The sequence below is a fragment of the Crossiella cryophila genome (assembly GCF_014204915.1).
GTDB lineage: Bacteria > Actinomycetota > Actinomycetes > Mycobacteriales > Pseudonocardiaceae > Crossiella > Crossiella cryophila.
In genome coordinates, this window is sequence record NZ_JACHMH010000001.1 from 9,351,493 (window position 1) to 9,367,050 (window position 15,558).

General features: G+C 71.2%; 16 protein-coding genes. 7 read left to right on the top strand and 9 right to left on the bottom strand.

Going from position 1 to position 15,558, the window contains the following annotated elements; all coding sequences use genetic code 11:
* Window positions 1–201: 201 nt before the first annotated feature.
* Window positions 202–804, top strand: coding sequence for a DUF3455 domain-containing protein (locus tag HNR67_RS40095; RefSeq protein WP_221490210.1), 603 nt, complete (start codon window positions 202–204; stop codon window positions 802–804).
* 115 nt (window positions 805–919) lie between these two features.
* Here the strand turns inward: HNR67_RS40095 and HNR67_RS40100 are convergent, their stop codons facing one another.
* Complete coding sequence (locus HNR67_RS40100) at window positions 920–1,639, bottom strand: class I SAM-dependent methyltransferase (RefSeq protein WP_185008757.1); 720 nt, start codon at window positions 1,637–1,639, stop codon at window positions 920–922.
* Between the two features lie 81 nt (window positions 1,640–1,720).
* On the opposite strand from HNR67_RS40100, the gene HNR67_RS40105 reads away from it, so the two are divergent.
* The 4 genes from HNR67_RS40105 to HNR67_RS40120 are packed head-to-tail and all read left to right on the top strand — an operon-like array spanning window position 1,721 to window position 4,649.
* Window positions 1,721–2,605 carry a ParA family protein gene (locus HNR67_RS40105; RefSeq protein WP_185008759.1) on the top strand — a complete coding sequence of 295 codons (885 nt, stop codon included), beginning with the start codon at window positions 1,721–1,723 and terminating at the stop codon, window positions 2,603–2,605.
* On the top strand, window positions 2,602–3,240 hold the full coding sequence (locus tag HNR67_RS40110; RefSeq protein WP_185008761.1) for a LysE family translocator: 639 nt from the start codon (window positions 2,602–2,604) through the stop codon (window positions 3,238–3,240). Before HNR67_RS40105 ends, HNR67_RS40110 begins: the two co-directional genes overlap by 4 nt.
* Window positions 3,241–4,071: an Fpg/Nei family DNA glycosylase gene (locus HNR67_RS40115; RefSeq protein ID WP_185008763.1), complete on the top strand. Its 831-nt coding sequence runs from the start codon at window positions 3,241–3,243 to the stop codon at window positions 4,069–4,071.
* Entirely contained in the window at window positions 4,068–4,649 is a 582-nt protein-coding gene (locus tag HNR67_RS40120; RefSeq protein WP_185008764.1) for a Uma2 family endonuclease, read from the top strand. Before HNR67_RS40115 ends, HNR67_RS40120 begins: the two co-directional genes overlap by 4 nt.
* 62 nt (window positions 4,650–4,711) lie before the next feature.
* On the opposite strand, the gene HNR67_RS40125 is transcribed toward HNR67_RS40120, so the two are convergent.
* The 7 genes from HNR67_RS40125 to rimO form a co-directional block, all read right to left on the bottom strand.
* Window positions 4,712–6,049, bottom strand: coding sequence for a uracil-xanthine permease family protein (locus HNR67_RS40125; RefSeq protein WP_185008766.1), 1,338 nt, complete (start codon window positions 6,047–6,049; stop codon window positions 4,712–4,714).
* A 225-nt stretch (window positions 6,050–6,274) separates the two neighbouring features.
* Window positions 6,275–7,072, bottom strand: a complete 798-nt coding sequence (gene pspM / locus HNR67_RS40130) for a phage shock envelope stress response protein PspM (protein WP_185008768.1) — start codon at window positions 7,070–7,072, stop codon at window positions 6,275–6,277.
* Between the two features lie 8 nt (window positions 7,073–7,080).
* The gene (locus tag HNR67_RS40135; protein ID WP_185008770.1) at window positions 7,081–7,905 is read right to left on the bottom strand and encodes a PspA/IM30 family protein; all 825 of its coding nucleotides are present in this window, start codon (window positions 7,903–7,905) and stop codon (window positions 7,081–7,083) included.
* Between the two features lie 285 nt (window positions 7,906–8,190).
* Complete coding sequence (locus HNR67_RS40140; protein ID WP_185008772.1) at window positions 8,191–8,646, bottom strand: helix-turn-helix domain-containing protein; 456 nt, start codon at window positions 8,644–8,646, stop codon at window positions 8,191–8,193.
* Window positions 8,647–8,757: 111 nt separating this feature from the next.
* A complete protein-coding gene (locus tag HNR67_RS40145) occupies window positions 8,758–9,249 on the bottom strand; it encodes a CinA family protein (RefSeq protein ID WP_185008774.1) in 492 nt (163 codons plus the stop codon).
* Window positions 9,246–9,854: a CDP-diacylglycerol--glycerol-3-phosphate 3-phosphatidyltransferase gene (gene pgsA, locus HNR67_RS40150; RefSeq protein WP_185008776.1), complete on the bottom strand. Its 609-nt coding sequence runs from the start codon at window positions 9,852–9,854 to the stop codon at window positions 9,246–9,248. Before pgsA ends, HNR67_RS40145 begins: the two co-directional genes overlap by 4 nt.
* On the bottom strand, window positions 9,851–11,296 hold the full coding sequence (rimO, locus tag HNR67_RS40155; protein ID WP_185008778.1) for a 30S ribosomal protein S12 methylthiotransferase RimO: 1,446 nt from the start codon (window positions 11,294–11,296) through the stop codon (window positions 9,851–9,853). The genes pgsA and rimO overlap by 4 nt, the downstream gene beginning before the upstream one ends.
* A 393-nt stretch (window positions 11,297–11,689) precedes the next feature.
* Here rimO and HNR67_RS40160 point away from each other — a divergent pair, with 393 nt between their 5' ends.
* Together HNR67_RS40160 and HNR67_RS40165 are read left to right on the top strand one after the other, a co-directional pair.
* Complete coding sequence (locus HNR67_RS40160; protein WP_185008780.1) at window positions 11,690–12,193, top strand: amino-acid N-acetyltransferase; 504 nt, start codon at window positions 11,690–11,692, stop codon at window positions 12,191–12,193.
* A 140-nt stretch (window positions 12,194–12,333) separates the two neighbouring features.
* Window positions 12,334–12,777 (top strand): phospholipase, encoded by a 444-nt coding sequence (locus HNR67_RS40165; protein ID WP_247760404.1) that lies wholly within the window; start codon window positions 12,334–12,336, stop codon window positions 12,775–12,777.
* A gap of 111 nt (window positions 12,778–12,888) precedes the next feature.
* Here the strand turns inward: HNR67_RS40165 and HNR67_RS40170 are convergent, their stop codons facing one another.
* The gene (locus tag HNR67_RS40170) at window positions 12,889–15,381 is read right to left on the bottom strand and encodes an FtsK/SpoIIIE family DNA translocase (RefSeq protein WP_185008782.1); all 2,493 of its coding nucleotides are present in this window, start codon (window positions 15,379–15,381) and stop codon (window positions 12,889–12,891) included.
* Window positions 15,382–15,558 lie beyond the last annotated feature (177 nt).

The following is a 15,558-nucleotide window of genomic DNA, read 5'->3' on the forward strand; positions in this document are numbered from 1 at the left end:
GGCATCCACACCCCGGCTGAGCATCCACAACCCTTGTGTACCAACGGCTCGCTACGCGGAGTCCCGCGTTCCCGTTCAGCTCCGGCGCGGATCGCGAACAGCGTCACTCCGCTGAGCCGGCTCCGCATCGCACCCGTATCTCACGGCGGCTGACGAGGAAACGACCTGGTCACCCGAATGGTGCGATTCGAGGAGAAGATCATGAACCGGTTCAAGATGCTCGGGGTCACGCTCGGCCTGATCGGCGTGGCGAGTGTCCTGGCCGCCTGCGGCGAGGGTGTTCAGGGCGGCGGCGCGGGTTACGGCGCCCCGGGGCAGTCGGCCACCGCGGGCGCGCCGAGCAGCGTGGTCAAGGCCGCCGACCAGGTCGCCGCCGCGCTCGCCGTCCCCGCCGGCCACACCCTCACCTCGACCTACGACGCCACTGGCGTGCAGGTCTACACCTGCCTCGACTCCGCCTGGAAGCCCCTGGAACCCGCCGCCACCCTGACCGACAAGGAGGGCAGGACCATCGGCCTGCACTCCCGCGGCCCGGTGTGGATCTCCACCCTGGACGGCAGCGCGGTCGCCGCCGGCCCGGTCGCCGGCGCCAGCAACGCCCGCCCCAACGCCGTGCCCGAGCTGCTGCTCAAGTCCACCGCCACCCGCGGCGAGGGCGTCTTCGGCAAGGTCAGTTACGTCCAGCGGCTCAGGACCGAGGGCGGCGTGAGCCCGACCGGCACCTGCGTCACCGGCGCCCAGCAGCCGGTGAAGTACACCGCCGTCTACACCTTCCACAGCCCCACAGGCGGCACCGCCCAGTGACCCCTCGCCGGGCACGCGACGGCTGGGGCGGCGCATGGCCGCCGTCCCGGCCAAGCCCACCGGCACCGGAGAACACGGTTGCCTAGGTAACCGTGTTTCGCGCCAAAACACGTTCTCAGCGCCGTCCGACCGCGTGCAACCGGGTCGCCAGATCCCGCAGCGGCGGTCGCCCGGCGGCCACCAGCTCCAGCTCCGCCAGTGCCTCCGCCGCCCCCGGCGTCGCGTCCAGCACCGCCCCCGGCACCAGGTCGGAGAGCACCCCGTCCCCCTGCAGCACCTCGACCGCGAGCCCGGCCCCGGCCAGCAGCTCGCCAAGGCTGTCCGCGTCGAAGCGGCGCTGCAACTGATCCGCGGGCCCGACCCGGCCGTCCGGATCGTCCAGCAGCCGCCGCGCCTCGATCAGCCGGCCGGCCAGCGCCCGCCCGACCAGCGCCGCGTACCTGTTCGCCACCAGCACCGACACCACGCCACCGGGCACGGCCGCCGCGGCCAGCGCGGCGATGGCCGCGGTCACGTCGTCCACGACCTCCAGCAGCCCGTGCCCGAGCACCAGGTCCGCCCCGCCGGGCTCGACCACGTCGAGCAGGAAGTCCACATCGCCCTGCACCGCGGTGACCCGGTCGGCCACCCCGGCCTCCTGGGCCCGCCGTTGCAGGGTCGCCAGCGCGTTCGGGCTCGGCTCGACCACGGTGACCGCGCAGCCCGCGGCCGCCAGCGGCACCGCCCACACCCCGCTGCCACCGCCGACATCCAGCACTCGGGGCGCGCTGACCCCGCGGTCCCGGACCGCAGCCAGCTCGGCCTCCAGCACACGGTGCACGGCGTCGGATCGCATAGCCGCACCCTAATCCGCCTGGCTCAGGAGTCCCGAAACGGGCTACAAGACCTTGAATCGGGAAACCCGTAGGCTGCACCCGTGCATACGGTCGCGGTGTTGAGCCTCAAGGGTGGGGTCGGCAAGACGACGGTGGTGCTGGGGCTCGCCTCAGCAGCGATGCGGCGCGGGGTGCGCACCTTGGTGATCGATCTTGATCCCCAGTGCAACGCCACCTCGGCGCTGGAGCCAGAGGAGACCGAGTCCTCCCTCGTCGATGTCCTGACCAACCCGACCAAGACGGCCGTGCGGGCCGCGATCGCCCCCAGCGCCTGGGGGGACGAGGTCGACGTGCTGGTCGGCGCGGAGGAAGCCGAGCTGATCAACCAGCCCAACCCGACACTCACCGAACTCAACCGGCTGGGCACGGTGCTGGACCGGGTGCAGGAGCTGATGGCCGAGGACGAGCTGCCGTACCAGCTCGTGCTGCTGGACTGCCCGCCCTCGCTGGGTCAGCTCACCCGCTCGGCCCTGGTCGCCGCGGACCGCGCGCTGCTGGTCACCGAGCCGACGATCTTCGCCGTGTCCGGGGTGCAGCGCGCCTTCGAGGCGGTGCAGAACGAGCGCGAGGAGAACAACCCGGAACTCCAGCCGCTGGGCGTGGTGGTCAACCGGGTGCGGCCGCGTTCGCACGAGCACCAGTTCCGCATCGAGGAGCTGCGGGAGATCTTCGGCCCGCTGGTCATGCCGGTGTCGCTGCCGGACCGGCTGGCCGTGCAGCAGGCCCAGGGCGCGTGCATGCCGATCCACCAGTGGGGCACGCCCGGCGCCCGCGAGGTCGCGCTGGCCTTCAACCTGCTGCTGGCCAGGGTGCTGCGCTCGGCCCGCAGCGCGAACGCCCGCGCCCGCAGGGAACTCGACGCGGAGATCGCCGACGCCGAGGAACAGGCCGCGGGCCGCGAGCTGGTCGACCAGGACGTCGAGTGAGCGGCGAGTTACTGCTGGCCTACTGCCTGGCCGCGGTCGTGCTGGTGGTCACTCCCGGCCTGGACACCATGCTGATCCTGCGCTCGGTGGTGCTGGGCGGTCGCCGCACCGGCCTGGCCACCGGCCTCGGCATCACCCTGGGCTGCCTGGTCTGGGGCGCGGCGAGCATCGCGGGCATCACCGCGCTGCTGCGTGCCTCGGAGTTCGGCTACAACGCGCTGCGCCTGGCCGGCGCGGGCTACCTGGTGTGGCTGGGCGGTTCGGCGCTGTGGCGTTCCTGGCGTGACCGCGGCAAGCCCACCGAAGCCGCTGACCTGCCGGAACTGCCCGCGCTGGGCGGCTGGCGCGCCCTGCGCTCCGGCCTGCTGACCAACCTGCTCAACCCCAAGGTCGGCGTCTTCTACCTGAGCCTGCTGCCCCAGTTCCTGCCCGCGGCCGGCCCGACCACCGGCTGGGCCTCGCTGCTCGTGCTCATCCACGTCGGCCTGGGCTTCCTCTGGCAGTTCGTGCTGGTCGGCCTGGCCGGCAGCGCCCGCCGCTGGCTGACCAGGCGCCGGGTGCGCACCTGGCTGGACCGGCTGACCGCGACCATCCTGCTCGGCCTCGGCCTGCGACTGGCGTTGCAGGGACCCTAGGTGCCCGAGGGCGACACCGTCTTCCTGGCCGCGAAACGCCTGCACGAGGCCCTGCGCGGGCAGCGGCTCACCCGTGGCGAGCTGCGCCATCCCGACCTCGCCGCGGCCGATCTGGCCGGTCGCACGGTGTGCTCGGTGCGCCCGGTCGGCAAGCACCTGCTGTTCCGCCTGGACGACGAGCACACGCTGCACAGCCACTTCCGGATGGACGGCAGCTGGCACCTCTACCGCCCCGGCGAACGCTGGCGCGGCCCGGCCCACCAGATCCGCGCCCTGCTGAGCACGGCCGAGCGGGTGGCGGTCGGCTTCCGCCTGCACGATCTGGCCCTGCTGCCCACCGCCGAGGAACACACCCTGATCGGCCATCTCGGCCCCGACCTGCTGTCCCCGGACTGGGACGGCGCGCTGGAGGACGAGGCGGTCCGCCGCCTCGCCGCCGACCCCGCCCGCGAACTGGGCACGGCCCTGCTCGACCAGTCGGTCATGGCAGGCGTCGGCAACATCTACAAGACCGAGGCGTGCTTCCTGCTCGGCGTCTCCCCCTTCTCCCCGGTCGGCGCGGTGGACCCGCGGGCCGCGGTCCGGCTGTGCCGCCGCCTGCTCGACCGGAACAAGCTGCACCCCGAGCAGTCCACCACCGGTCATACCGGTGGGCGCAAGCACTGGGTGTTCGAGCGCGGCCGGGCGGGCTGCCTGCGCTGCGGCGGCCCGGTGCGGGTGGGCGAGCAGCTCAGCTACGGGATGCCGCGAGTCACCTACCACTGTCCTGGCTGCCAGCCTGATGCCACACTGGAGGCAGTCGACCCCGAGCTGGAGGGAGGGAGCCCGTGAGTGTCGCGTTCGTCCGCCATGTCGGTCCGTGGACCATCGAGGACATCGAGGCCCTTCCCGACAACGGCAACCACACTCGCTACGAGCTGCTCACGCCCGGAGTCCTCACGGTGAGTCCCGCCCCGGGCACCCGGCACCAGCGCGCCTCCCGCGCCCTGGCCAACCTGCTGGAGACCGCCGCCGCGCAGGCGGGCGCGGACGTGGAGATCCTCGAAGCGGTCAACGTGGTCATCCCCGGCGGACGGCTCGCCGTCCCGGACATCGTGGTGGTCAACGGCGACTACGCGGACACCGACCCGGCCCGCTACCCGGCCACCGAGGTCCGCGCCGTGGTGGAGATCGTCAGCCCGTCCACCCACCCGCAGGACCGGATCATCAAACCGCAGCTCTACGCCGAAGCGGGCATCCCGGTCTACTGGCGGCTGGAACTGGAACGCTCCCCGCACCTGATCACCTCGGAGTTGCGGCGCGGGCAGTACACGCACACGCTGACCGCCTTCGCCGGCAGTCAGACCACGATCTCCCGCCCGTTCCCGCTCACCCTGGACCCGGCCGAACTGGTGCTGCGCGGCCGCTGAGCCCGCCCCGCCGCCCGCGCCGGGCCGCCGGGTAACTGCCCTCGCCGCCGTCCGGCCCGCGGCTACTGGCCGTCCTGCTCCCGACCGCGCTGGTCCTGGCCGGCGCCCGGCTGCTGTTCCCGATCAGCCTGCTCCCGGCCGGCCTGCTCCCGGCCACGCGGGTTCCGGCCCGCGGCTTGCGTCCGCGCCGTGCCGTGGGTGAGCCCGCGCAACCAGCGCAACAGCGGGTGCAGCACCACGATGATGATCGTGCCCCAGGCGATCCCGGCCAGCGGCACATCGCCGACGCTGAGCGTCAGGTTGCCGATCCCGGCGACCAGCGCGCCGCCGCCGACCATCAGGTTCACCGGATCGGACAGGTCGATCTTGGCGTCCAGCCAGATCCGGATGCCGACCAGCCCGATCATGCCGTACAGCATCAGGCTCGCCCCGGAGATCACCCCCGGCGGCACGGTGTTGATCATCGCCCCGAGCTTCGGCGAGAACGAGAGCAGGATCGCCACCAGCGCGGCCACCACGTGCGCGGCCGTGGAGTACACCCGGGTCGCGGTCATCACGCCGATGTTCTCCGCGTAGGTCGTGGTGCCCATCCCGCCGCCGGTGCCCGCGAGCACGGTGGCCAGCCCGTTGCCGATCAGCACGTCACCCGCGCTGCCGTCCAGGTCCCGGCGGGTCACCGCGGCCACCGCCTTGAGGTGACCGACGTTCTCCGCGATCAGCACCACCACCGCTGGCAGCACCGCGATCACCAGCGCGGGCCGGATCTCCGGGGTCTGGAAGGCCGGCAGACCGAACCACGGCGCGGTCAGCACATCGCGCAGCCGGATCGGGTCCAGCTCCCCGTTGAAGGCGGCCAGCAGCCAGCCGACCAGCACCCCGACCAGCACCGCGGTGCGGGAGAGCGTGCCACGCAGCACCACGCCGACGAACAGGATGACCAGGAAGGTCGGCACCGCCAGCCCGGCCTGCTTCTCGAAGTCCTGCGCCGCGGTCCGGGCCAGGTTCAGCCCGATGATGATCACCACCGCGCCGGTCACCACCGGCGGCATCAGCGATTCCAGCAGCCGCGCGCCCAGCGCCTTGACCGCGATGCCGATGACCAGCATCAGCGCCCCGGCGACCAGCACCGCGCCCACCCGCGCCGCCATCGGCACGTTCTGCTGCATCGCCGCGGTCAACGGCGCCAGGAACGCGAAGGAGGAGCCCAGGTAACTGGGCATTCGATTACGGGTGATCAGCAGGAACAGCAGCGTGCCGAGCCCGGAGAAGAACAAAGTCGTCGTCGGTGGAAAACCGGTCAGCAACGGCACCAACATGGTCGCGGCGAACATCACCATGACGTGCTGGACGCCAAAGCCGATGGTCAGGAACCAGTTGAGCCGCTCCTCCGGCGCCACCATGGCACCGTCTTGTACCCGACGGCCATCGCCGTGCAGGGCCCACAGCGCCACGATCCCCTCCCAGCGCTCCCGTTCGTGCGGGGGATACTGCCACGCGACGTACAGGGAATGGTCGAACAGACGCGCCGATATCACACGTTTGCACGAAACATTTCTCAGCAGTCCCGCTTTTCGGCGGAACAAAACTACTCCCCGTGAGGCCCACGGGGAGTCCGTGCCACCAGCTCAGAACCGGCCGCCCGCCAGTTCGCGTAACGCGGCGGCCAGTCCGGCGAGGTGGTCGGTGGCATCCTCCAGCGCCTGTCGCGGCGCGGCCGTGCTGCTCGCCGCGACCGCTCGTCCCGCGGTGGCGACCAGCCCGCAGTAGCCGTCGACTCCCTCGTCCAGTTCGGTGCGCAGCCGGCGGACCTCATCGGAGAGATGACCGCGCTCCAGCGCGGGCGCGGTGTCCCGCGCGAGTTCCACCGCCCGGAGTTGCTGCCCCACCGCGCGCACCGCCGAGGCGGCCTCCGCGGCGGTGGCCCTGGAGTACTCGACCGTCTCCAGCGACAGCGGCGCGAGGCCGTTGTGCGGAGCGGACAGCTGACGCAGCAACTGATCCAGCGTCGACTCGGCCGCGGCCAGTCGCTGCAGGGGTTCCCGCGCCATCGAGGAGGACGGGGGCAGCGGCGGTGGCGGCGGCGCGGCGGGCGCGGGCAGCGGCGTCCGGTACAGCCGGATCGACCGCAGCCCGGAACTCACCGCCCCGACCAGCGAGACCACCGCCACCGAGCCGAAACCGGCCTCGGTCCACTCGAGCGCGGCCGGGTTGCTGCCGATGAAGAACGCGATCGTGCCGGTGATCGCCGCCGCGGTGCTGGAGACGGTCAGCGTGCGGGTTGCCCGCCGCCGGCGCCGCAACAGCTTGGCGCGCGGGTCCTGCCACGCGGCGAGCTTGCGCCGCACCTTGTCCATCGGTCCACTGAGCTGCTGGCTGACCAGCTGCCCGACCTGACGGCGCAGCTCGTCCCGTGGCGACGTCACCGGCTACCTCACGCCTGGCCCTGCGGGTTCTGGTACGGGGCGGTCTGCTGCTGCGGGGCAGGTGCCGGCGCTGCCGCCTGCTGCCCCGACGTGACCTCACCCGCGACCGGACCGCCCCGCATGGAGGCCCGCAGCTGCTCCAGCCGGGAGGCGCCAGCCATGTCCACAGTGGACTGCTGCACCTCCAGCATCCGGCCCTGGATGGAGTTCTGCGCCAGCTCGGCCGAACCCAGCGCGGTCGCGTAGCGGCGCTCGATCTTCTCGCGCACCTCTTCCAGCGACGGCGTGTTGCTCGGCGCGGCCAGCTCGGTCATCTGCCGGAGCGAGCTGGACACCTGCTCCTGCATCTTCGCCTGCTCCAGCTGGCTGAGCAGCTTGGTGCGCTCGGCGATCTTCTGCTGGAGCACCATGGCGTTGCGCTCCACGGCCTGCTTGGCCTGGCCCGCGGCGCCGATCGCCTGGTCGTGCATGCCCTTGAGGTCCTCCACCGACTGCTCGGCGGTGACGAGCTGGGTGGCGAACGCCTGGGCGGTGTCCTCGTATTCCTGTGCCCTCTTCAGGTCACCGGCGGCGCGGGCCTGGTCCGCGAGGACCAATGCCTGCCGCGCGGAAGCCTGCAGCTTCTCGACCTCACCCAACTGGCGGTTCAGCTTCATCTCCAGCTGGCGCTGGTTGCCGATGACCGCCGCGGCCTGCTGGGACAGGGCCTGGTGCTGACGCTGCGCTTCCTCGATGGCCTGCTGAATCTGCACCTTCGGGTCGGCGTGCTCGTCGATCTTCGACGAGAATGCCGCCATCAGGTACTTCCAGAACTTCACGAACGCGTTGGCCATCTCCTCCGCCTGCCTTCTCCGTGCGACCCGTCCCCCACACACAGGAGGTGACCGGCGCTCAACCCAGTGCTGGTGCCCATCGTGTCAGGTACCGCCACGCCGTTCCACTGACCCCCGCGGAAGTCAGGGTCCTCCCTGATCAAGTCAAGGGTCAGCCGGAGCCGACCCGGAACCTGGGGCCTACGCCTTTTATACCCTTGTTCGAAAGGGCGCCGGTCCGAGTCCGCGCAAATGAGACCGCCAGGCTGAGACGGATCTCAGCCTGGCGGATGACTCGGACGGCGTTCAGGCCGCGACCACGACCCCGGCCGCGACATGCGGTCCGCCGATCGGGCTGTTGAGCTGGTGCCGCAGCAGCGGTTGCAGCCGCAGCTCGGCCAGGTCCTCGCCGAGGGCGGGGGCCACCAGCCGACCACCACCGAAGCCGGACTCGCCCGCGCCTGCCCGGCTGGGCGTGCGGGTGGCGGCCTCGACGGTGTCCGGCACCGTGTCTGGCACGGTGAACTCGCCGAGGCGGACATCCGCGGCGACCTCACCCAGCAGGGCGGACAGGGGTAAGTCGAGTGCCTCGCAGATCGAGGCGAGCAGCTCGCTGGACGCTTCCTTGCGCCCGCGTTCCACTTCGGAGAGGTAGCCGAGGCTCACCCGCGCGAGCCGGGACACCTCGCGAAGCGTCCGACGTTGGGCGGTGCGGGTACGGCGCAGCCGCTCGCCGATCGCCTCACGCAGCAGCACGGTCATCGCGTGCCTCCTTTCGGCCAGGCCCGTGAAGCCCACGGTACCGAGCGCGACGGTCGCTCAGTGGCGATCACAGGGATACTTCGCCAAGAGCGAACGGAGTTCCTCCGCCGATCATTCCCGGCCGAGGGCCCCGAGCGCATCCTGGAGTAACTCCAGGGCGCCCAGCACTGCGCCCGCGCGTACCGCGGCCCGGTCCCCGGTCAGGGTGAGCGTGCGCATCGTCACATCGTCCGGACCGGCCAGTCCGAGGTAGACCACGCCCGGCTCGACCCCGTCCTGCGGGTCCGGCCCGGCCACACCGGTCAGCCCCAGCCCCCAGCTCGCCGCACAGCGCTCGCGGGCGCCGGTGGCCAGCTGGACGGCCACCTCGGGATGCACCGCGCCGCGCGCGGCCAGCAGCCCCGAGGAGACCCCGGCCAGGGTGTGCTTGAGATCGGTCGCGTAGACCACCAGTCCGCCACGCAGCACCGCGCTGGCGCCCGGCACGGTGGCGATGGTCGCGCTGACCAGCCCAGCGGTCAGCGATTCGGCGGTGGCCACGGTCTGCCCACGCGCCCGCAGCGCGCCGACCAGCGCGGCCGCCAGTTCCCCGGCCTCGCTCACCGACCGGCCCGGAGCCGGACCGCCTGCACCACGTAGTCGACCGCGGTGCCCACGGTCAGCACCAGCGCCAGGCCCATCATGATCCACAGCAGCGGCCCGAACGCCTCGGGCAGCGGCAGCACGTACAGCCCGATCGCCACCACCTGGGCCAGCGTCTTGGCCTTGCCACCGCGGCTGGCCGGGATCACGCCGAAGCGGATCACCCAGAAGCGCAGCACGGTGATGCCCAGTTCCCTGGCCAGGATGACGATGGTGACCCACCATGGCAGGTCGCCGAGCACGCTCAGCCCGATCAGCGCGGCGCCGGTGAGCGTCTTGTCCGCGATCGGGTCGGCGATCTTGCCGAAGTCGGTGACCAGGCCGTGCTTGCGGGCCAGCACCCCGTCGATGCGGTCGGTGATGGCGGCCAGCGCGAAGATCCCCCAGGCCACCCAGCGCCAGCCGGCCTCGTGCCCGCCCCCGGCGAAGAGGGCGACCACGAACACCGGGACCAGCACCAGCCGGGAGATGGTCAGCAGGTTGGCGATGTTGAGGATCGGGACGGCGGGCAGTGCCCGGTCCGCCAGGTGGTCCCCGCGGTCAGCTCCCTGACCGCCAGAACTCACGTCCCGCTCCGCGGCAGGACCTCGATCTGCTCGACCACCAGGTCCACCCCCTCGGCCGCGATGACCCGGCACCGCACCAGGTCGCCGATCTTGAGTCCCTCGGGTTCGTGCACCACGCACTCGCCGTCGACCTCCGGCGCCTGGTGCGCGGCCCGGCCGGAGCAGTGCATCTCCTCGGTCTCCTCGTGCTCGATGAGCACCACGACCTCGTCGCCGACCCGGTCCTCCGCACGCTGCGCGATCAGCTCGTCGACCAGCTGGGAGACCCGGTGCACCCGCTCGCCGACCACGTCCGGGTCGACCTTGTCGGCCAGGTGCTCGGCCTCGGTGCCGTCCTCGTCGGAGTAGCCGAACACGCCGACCGCGTCCAGCTGGGCCTCGGTGAGGAAGCGCTCCAGCTCGGCCAGGTCCTCCTCGGTCTCACCGGGGAAGCCGACGATCACGTTGGTGCGGATGCCTGCGCTGGGGGACAGCGCGCGGATCTGCTTGACCAGGTCCAGGAAGGACTCGGTGGAGCCGAAGCGGCGCATCCGGCGCAGCACCGACTCGCTGGAGTGCTGGAAGGAGAGGTCGAAGTAGTCGGCCACCCCCGGGGTGGTGGCGATGGCCTTGACCAGGCCGGGCCGGGTCTCGGCTGGCTGCAGGTAGGACACCCGCACCCGGTCGATGCCGGGCACCGCGGCCAGCCGCGGCAGCAGCGCCTCCAGCGCGCGCACGTCGCCGAGGTCCTTGCCGTAGGAGGTGGAGTTCTCGCTGACCAGGAAGACCTCGCGGGCGCCGTTCTGGGCCAGCCAGGCGGCCTCGCCCAGGATCTCCTCGGCGGTGCGGGAGACGAAGGCGCCGCGGAAGGACGGGATGGCGCAGAAGGTGCAGCGCCGGTCGCAGCCGGAAGCGATCTTGAGCGCGGCCACCGGTGCGTTGTCCAGCCGGCGGCGCTGCACGTTGGTGGGCAGCCAGCCGTGGCCGGGCACGGACAGGTTGTCCGCGGCCTGCGGGCGCCGCACCGGGGTGATCGGCAGCAGCGTGCGCCGGTCCACCGGGGTGTGCGACTCGACGCTGCGCCCGGCGACCACGTCGTCCAGCCGCGCGGCCAGGTCCGGGTAGTGGTCGAAGCCCAGCACCGCGCTGGCCTCGGGCAGCTGGTCGGCCAGCTCCTTGCCGTAACGCTCGGCGAAGCAGCCCACCGCCACGACCTTGGCCCCGGTGTCGGAGGCGGCCAGCAGCATGTCGATGGAGTCCTTCTTGGCGCCCTCGACGAAACCGCAGGTGTTCACCACGATCACGTCGGCGTCCTCGGCCCCGCCGTCGGCCTCGGCGCCGGTGTCGACCAGATCCCAGCCACCGGAGGTCAGCCGGCCGGCGAGTTCCTCGGAGTCGACTTCGTTGCGCGCGCAGCCGAGGGTGAGCAACGCGACCCGGCGGGAGGTGGACGGTGAAGACACGTCGATCAGGGTAACCGTCGTCCACCATGATCAATTCCACGGCGTCACCCCGTGGCGGCGCGGGCGGCGGGGCCGGAGTTCGACCCGGGGCCGAGGTTGCCTCGATCGGGTGGCGAAACCGGCGAACACCACCGGTCCGACTGAACCTCGGTGTCCGGTTCCGCCGCCGGCCCCCGGCTCCGGCTGAGCGGAAGAAGTAGCCGCGCCTTACCTAGTCGCGCGGAGTCACCGCCCGATCGGCGTTGTCGATCTCCGAGTTGGCCCGGACCTGCCCCGGACCTACCGTCGAGGGCGAAGCGCGGGGCGGCGCGGAAGGCAAAGTATTGAGAGGAAGAAGACTTGAGGGGAACGGAACGGAGCCTTTCCGCGCCGAAGCGATTACGTTGATCTGTCGTGAGTGACGCGATCACCGTGCGCCGCGCGCGGACGCGGGACGTGCGGTCCATGAAGGCCCTCGTGGACCTGTACGCGAGCAAGGACATCCTGCTCGAGAAGGACCTGGTGACCCTGTATGAGTCGGTGCAGGAGTTCTGGGTCGCCGAACTGGAGGGGTCGCTCGTGGGCTGCGGCGCCCTGCACGTGCTGTGGGAGGACCTGGCCGAGATCCGCACGGTCGCGGTGGATCCCACCGCCCGGGGCAAGGGCGTCGGCGGCGCGATCGTGCGCCAGCTGGTGGACGTGGCCAACCAGCTGGGGCTGATGCGGATCTTCGTGCTGACCTTCGAGGAGCATTTCTTCCGGCGGCACGGCTTCGTCGAGATCCAGGGCACCCCGGTGACCGCGGAGATCTACGAGGAGATCCGGCGATCCCCGGACGCCGGTGTGGCCGAGTTCCTGGACCTGCCCTACGTCAAACCCAACACCCTGGGCAACACCCGGATGCTGCTGGAGCTGTGATCGGCGAAGGTGATCATGAAGTGAGCCAGGTCACAACGTAGTCAAGCCTTCACTCAATCTTCGAACGGAGTGCAGCCAGCGGCCGCTACCGCCCGGTAGGAACCTCACGTGTAGTTCACACCACAGAACTGGGGTTCACCGTGAACAATTCCCCTGCCGGGATCCGCAAGGTTCTCACCAGCGCTCTGGTCGCGATCGCCGCCACCTTCGGCCTGCTCGCCGGGTCTGGTGTGGCGCAGGCCGTCGACATCAGGGCGGTCACCGACAGCTACATGTTCAGCAAATCGCTGGGCGAGTTCTCCACGATCCGCAACCAGCGGCCGTACAACGGCCAGCTCGACTGGTCCTCGGACGCGTGTTCCTGGTCGCCGGACAAGCCGGTCGGCTTCAACTTCACCCCGGCGTGCCACCGGCACGACTTCGGGTACCGGAACTTCAAGAAGCAGGGCCGCTGGAACGCCGATGCCAAGGCCCGCGTGGACAACAAGTTCAAGTCCGACCTGTACGGCATCTGCAAGGGCAACTGGGCCTGCAACCGCATCGCCGACCTGTACTACGCGGCCGTCCGCCGCTGGGGCACGTGAGCCCGCGCAAGGCACCGCTGAGCTGAACCGCTGACGACAACGGACCCGGGTCGCATTCCCTGCGCGGCCCGGGTCCGTTCACGTCTTGCCTGGAGTTCTCGTCCCGCCCGGTCAGTCCTCTTCTGCCGGGGCGCCGCCGCCACCGCCGCGGAGCAGGTACAGCACCGAGTCCAGCTCGTCCGGCTTGATCAGCACCTCGCGGGCCTTGGAACCCTCGGACGGGCCGACCACGCCGCGGGTCTCCAGCAGGTCCATCAACCGGCCCGCCTTGGCGAAGCCGACCCGCAGCTTGCGCTGCAGCATCGAGGTGGAGCCGAACTGGCTGGTCACGATCAGCTCGGTGGCCTGCACCAGCAGTTCGAGGTCGTCGCCGATGTCCGGGTCGATCTCCTTGGCCTCGCCGGGCTTGGCCGCGGTGACGTTGTCGGCGTAGTCGGGCTGGGCCTGGTCCTTGGTGAAGTTGACCAGCGCGGTGATCTCGTCGTCGCCGACGTAGGCGCCCTGCACCCGCACCGGCCGGGAGGCGCCCATCGGCAGGTACAGGCCGTCGCCCATGCCGATCAGCTTCTCCGCGCCGGGCTGGTCCAGGATGACCCTGGAGTCGGTCAGCGAGGAGGTCGCGAAGGCCAGCCGGGACGGCACGTTCGTCTTGATCAGGCCGGTGACCACGTCCACCGAGGGCCGCTGGGTGGCCAGCACCAGGTGGATGCCTGCCGCGCGGGCCTTCTGGGTGATCCGCACGATCGCGTCCTCGACATCGCGCGGCGCGGTCATCATCAGGTCGGCCAGCTCGTCGACGATGGCCAGGATGTAGGGGTAGGGCCGGTACACGCGTTCGCTGCCCAGCGGCGCGGTGATCTCGCCGGTGCGCACCTTGGCGTTGAAGTCGTCGATGTGCCGGACCCGGTTGACCTGCATGTCCTGGTAGCGCTGCTCCATCTCCTCGACCAGCCAGGCCAGCGCGGCCGCGGCCTTCTTCGGCTGGGTGATGATGGGCGTGATCAGGTGCGGGATGCCCTCGTACGGGGTCAGTTCCACCATCTTCGGGTCGATCAGGATCATCCTGACCTCATCGGGGGTGGCCCTGGCCAGCAGCGAGACCAGCATCGAGTTGACGAAGCTGGACTTACCGGAGCCGGTGGAGCCCGCGACCAGCAGGTGCGGCATCTTGGCCAGGTTCGCGGTGACCATGTGGCCCTCGATGTCCTTGCCGAGGCCGATCACCAGCGGGTGCTGGTCGGAGACCGCGGTGGTGGACTTGAGCACGTCGGCCAGCCGCACCATCTCGCGGTCGCTGTTGGGCACCTCGATGCCGACCGCGGACTTGCCGGGGATCGGCGCGAGCAGCCGCACGTTGTCCGTGGCCACCGCGTAGGCGATGGTCTTGGTCAGCGCGGTGATCTTCTCGACCTTCACCCCTGGCCCGAGTTCGACCTCGTACCGGGTCACCGTCGGCCCCCGGGTGAACCCGGAGACCTGGGCGTCGATGGAGAACTGCTCCAGCACCCCGGTGATGGCCTCGATCATCGAGTCGTTGGCCTTGCTGCGTGCCTTCGGCGGGTCGCCGTCCTTGAGCAGCGTGGTCGGCGGCAACTGGTAGTCGCCCTCGACCTCGCGGACCAGGTCCAGCCGGGTCTGCTGGGGTTTCGCCGGAGGCGGCGGCTCGGCGGCGGTCGCGGCGGCGGCGACCTTGCTCGGCCGGGCCGGTTTGGCTGGGGTGGGCGCGACCAGGTCCAGGCCGGAGTCGGGCGCCTCGGCGTCCTCGCTCATGGTGGCCTGCCGACGGCGGGAGGGCCTGCGCAACCGGACCTTGGCCGGGTCGGCGGCGTCGAGGTCGGGCTCCTCCTCGGGGGCCTCGTCCTCGTCCTCGCGCAGGCCGGTCAGCTCGCGCAGCCGGTTGGGCACCTCTCGCACCGGGGTGCCGTCGAGCACCAGCAGGCCGTAGACGGCGATCAGCATCAGCAGCGGCACCGCGACCCAGCCGCTGAGCCCGCGGGCGAGCGGATCGCCCGCCAGGTAGCCGAGTTCGCCACCGGCCCACCAGCGCAGTTCCAGGGTCTCCGGGCGGCCGGAGAAGATGTGCAGCAGACCGAGCACGGGCAGCGTGACCAGCAGCGCGCCGACCACCAGGCTGGGGCGGCGTTCGGGCTGCGGGTCCGAGCGCATCAGCACCACCGCGACTCCGGCCAGCAGCAGCGGCAGCACCACGACGCCGGCGCCGATCACGGTGCGCACGCCGATCTCCACCCAGCGGCCGACCGGTCCGCCCGCGTGCCAGTAGGCCCCGGCGGCCACGATCACCGCGGCGGCGATGAAGACCAGCGCCAGTCCGTCCCTGCGGTGGCCGGGGTCGAGTTCCTTGGTGCGGCCCACCGCGCGGGCCATGCCGCCCACGCCCTTGGCGATCAGCCCCCAGCCGCCGCGCACACCGCGAGTGATCGCGCCGCCGCCGCTGGGCTTCGGTTTCGCCTTGGTCCTGCCCTTGGCCGCGGGGCGTTTGGCGGGCGCCTTGGCCGTGGATTTCCCGCGTGACCTGGACGAACTCGCACGGGCACGGGAGGAGCCGCCGCCTCCCCTCTTCGAGGCCGCTGTTCGGTTCGCCATGCTCCACACGGTAGTCGGCTCGCCCCTTCCGTCACAGTCGTCACTCCCGTCACAGGAGCCTCAGTCATGACGAATTAGGAAGTGGTGGGGTCGCGAGGTTGGGCGGCATGCGATGCTGCACCTGTCATGGTTGCTCTGCATTCGGTTCCAGACGATCCGACACGCCGGTCGGTTCCG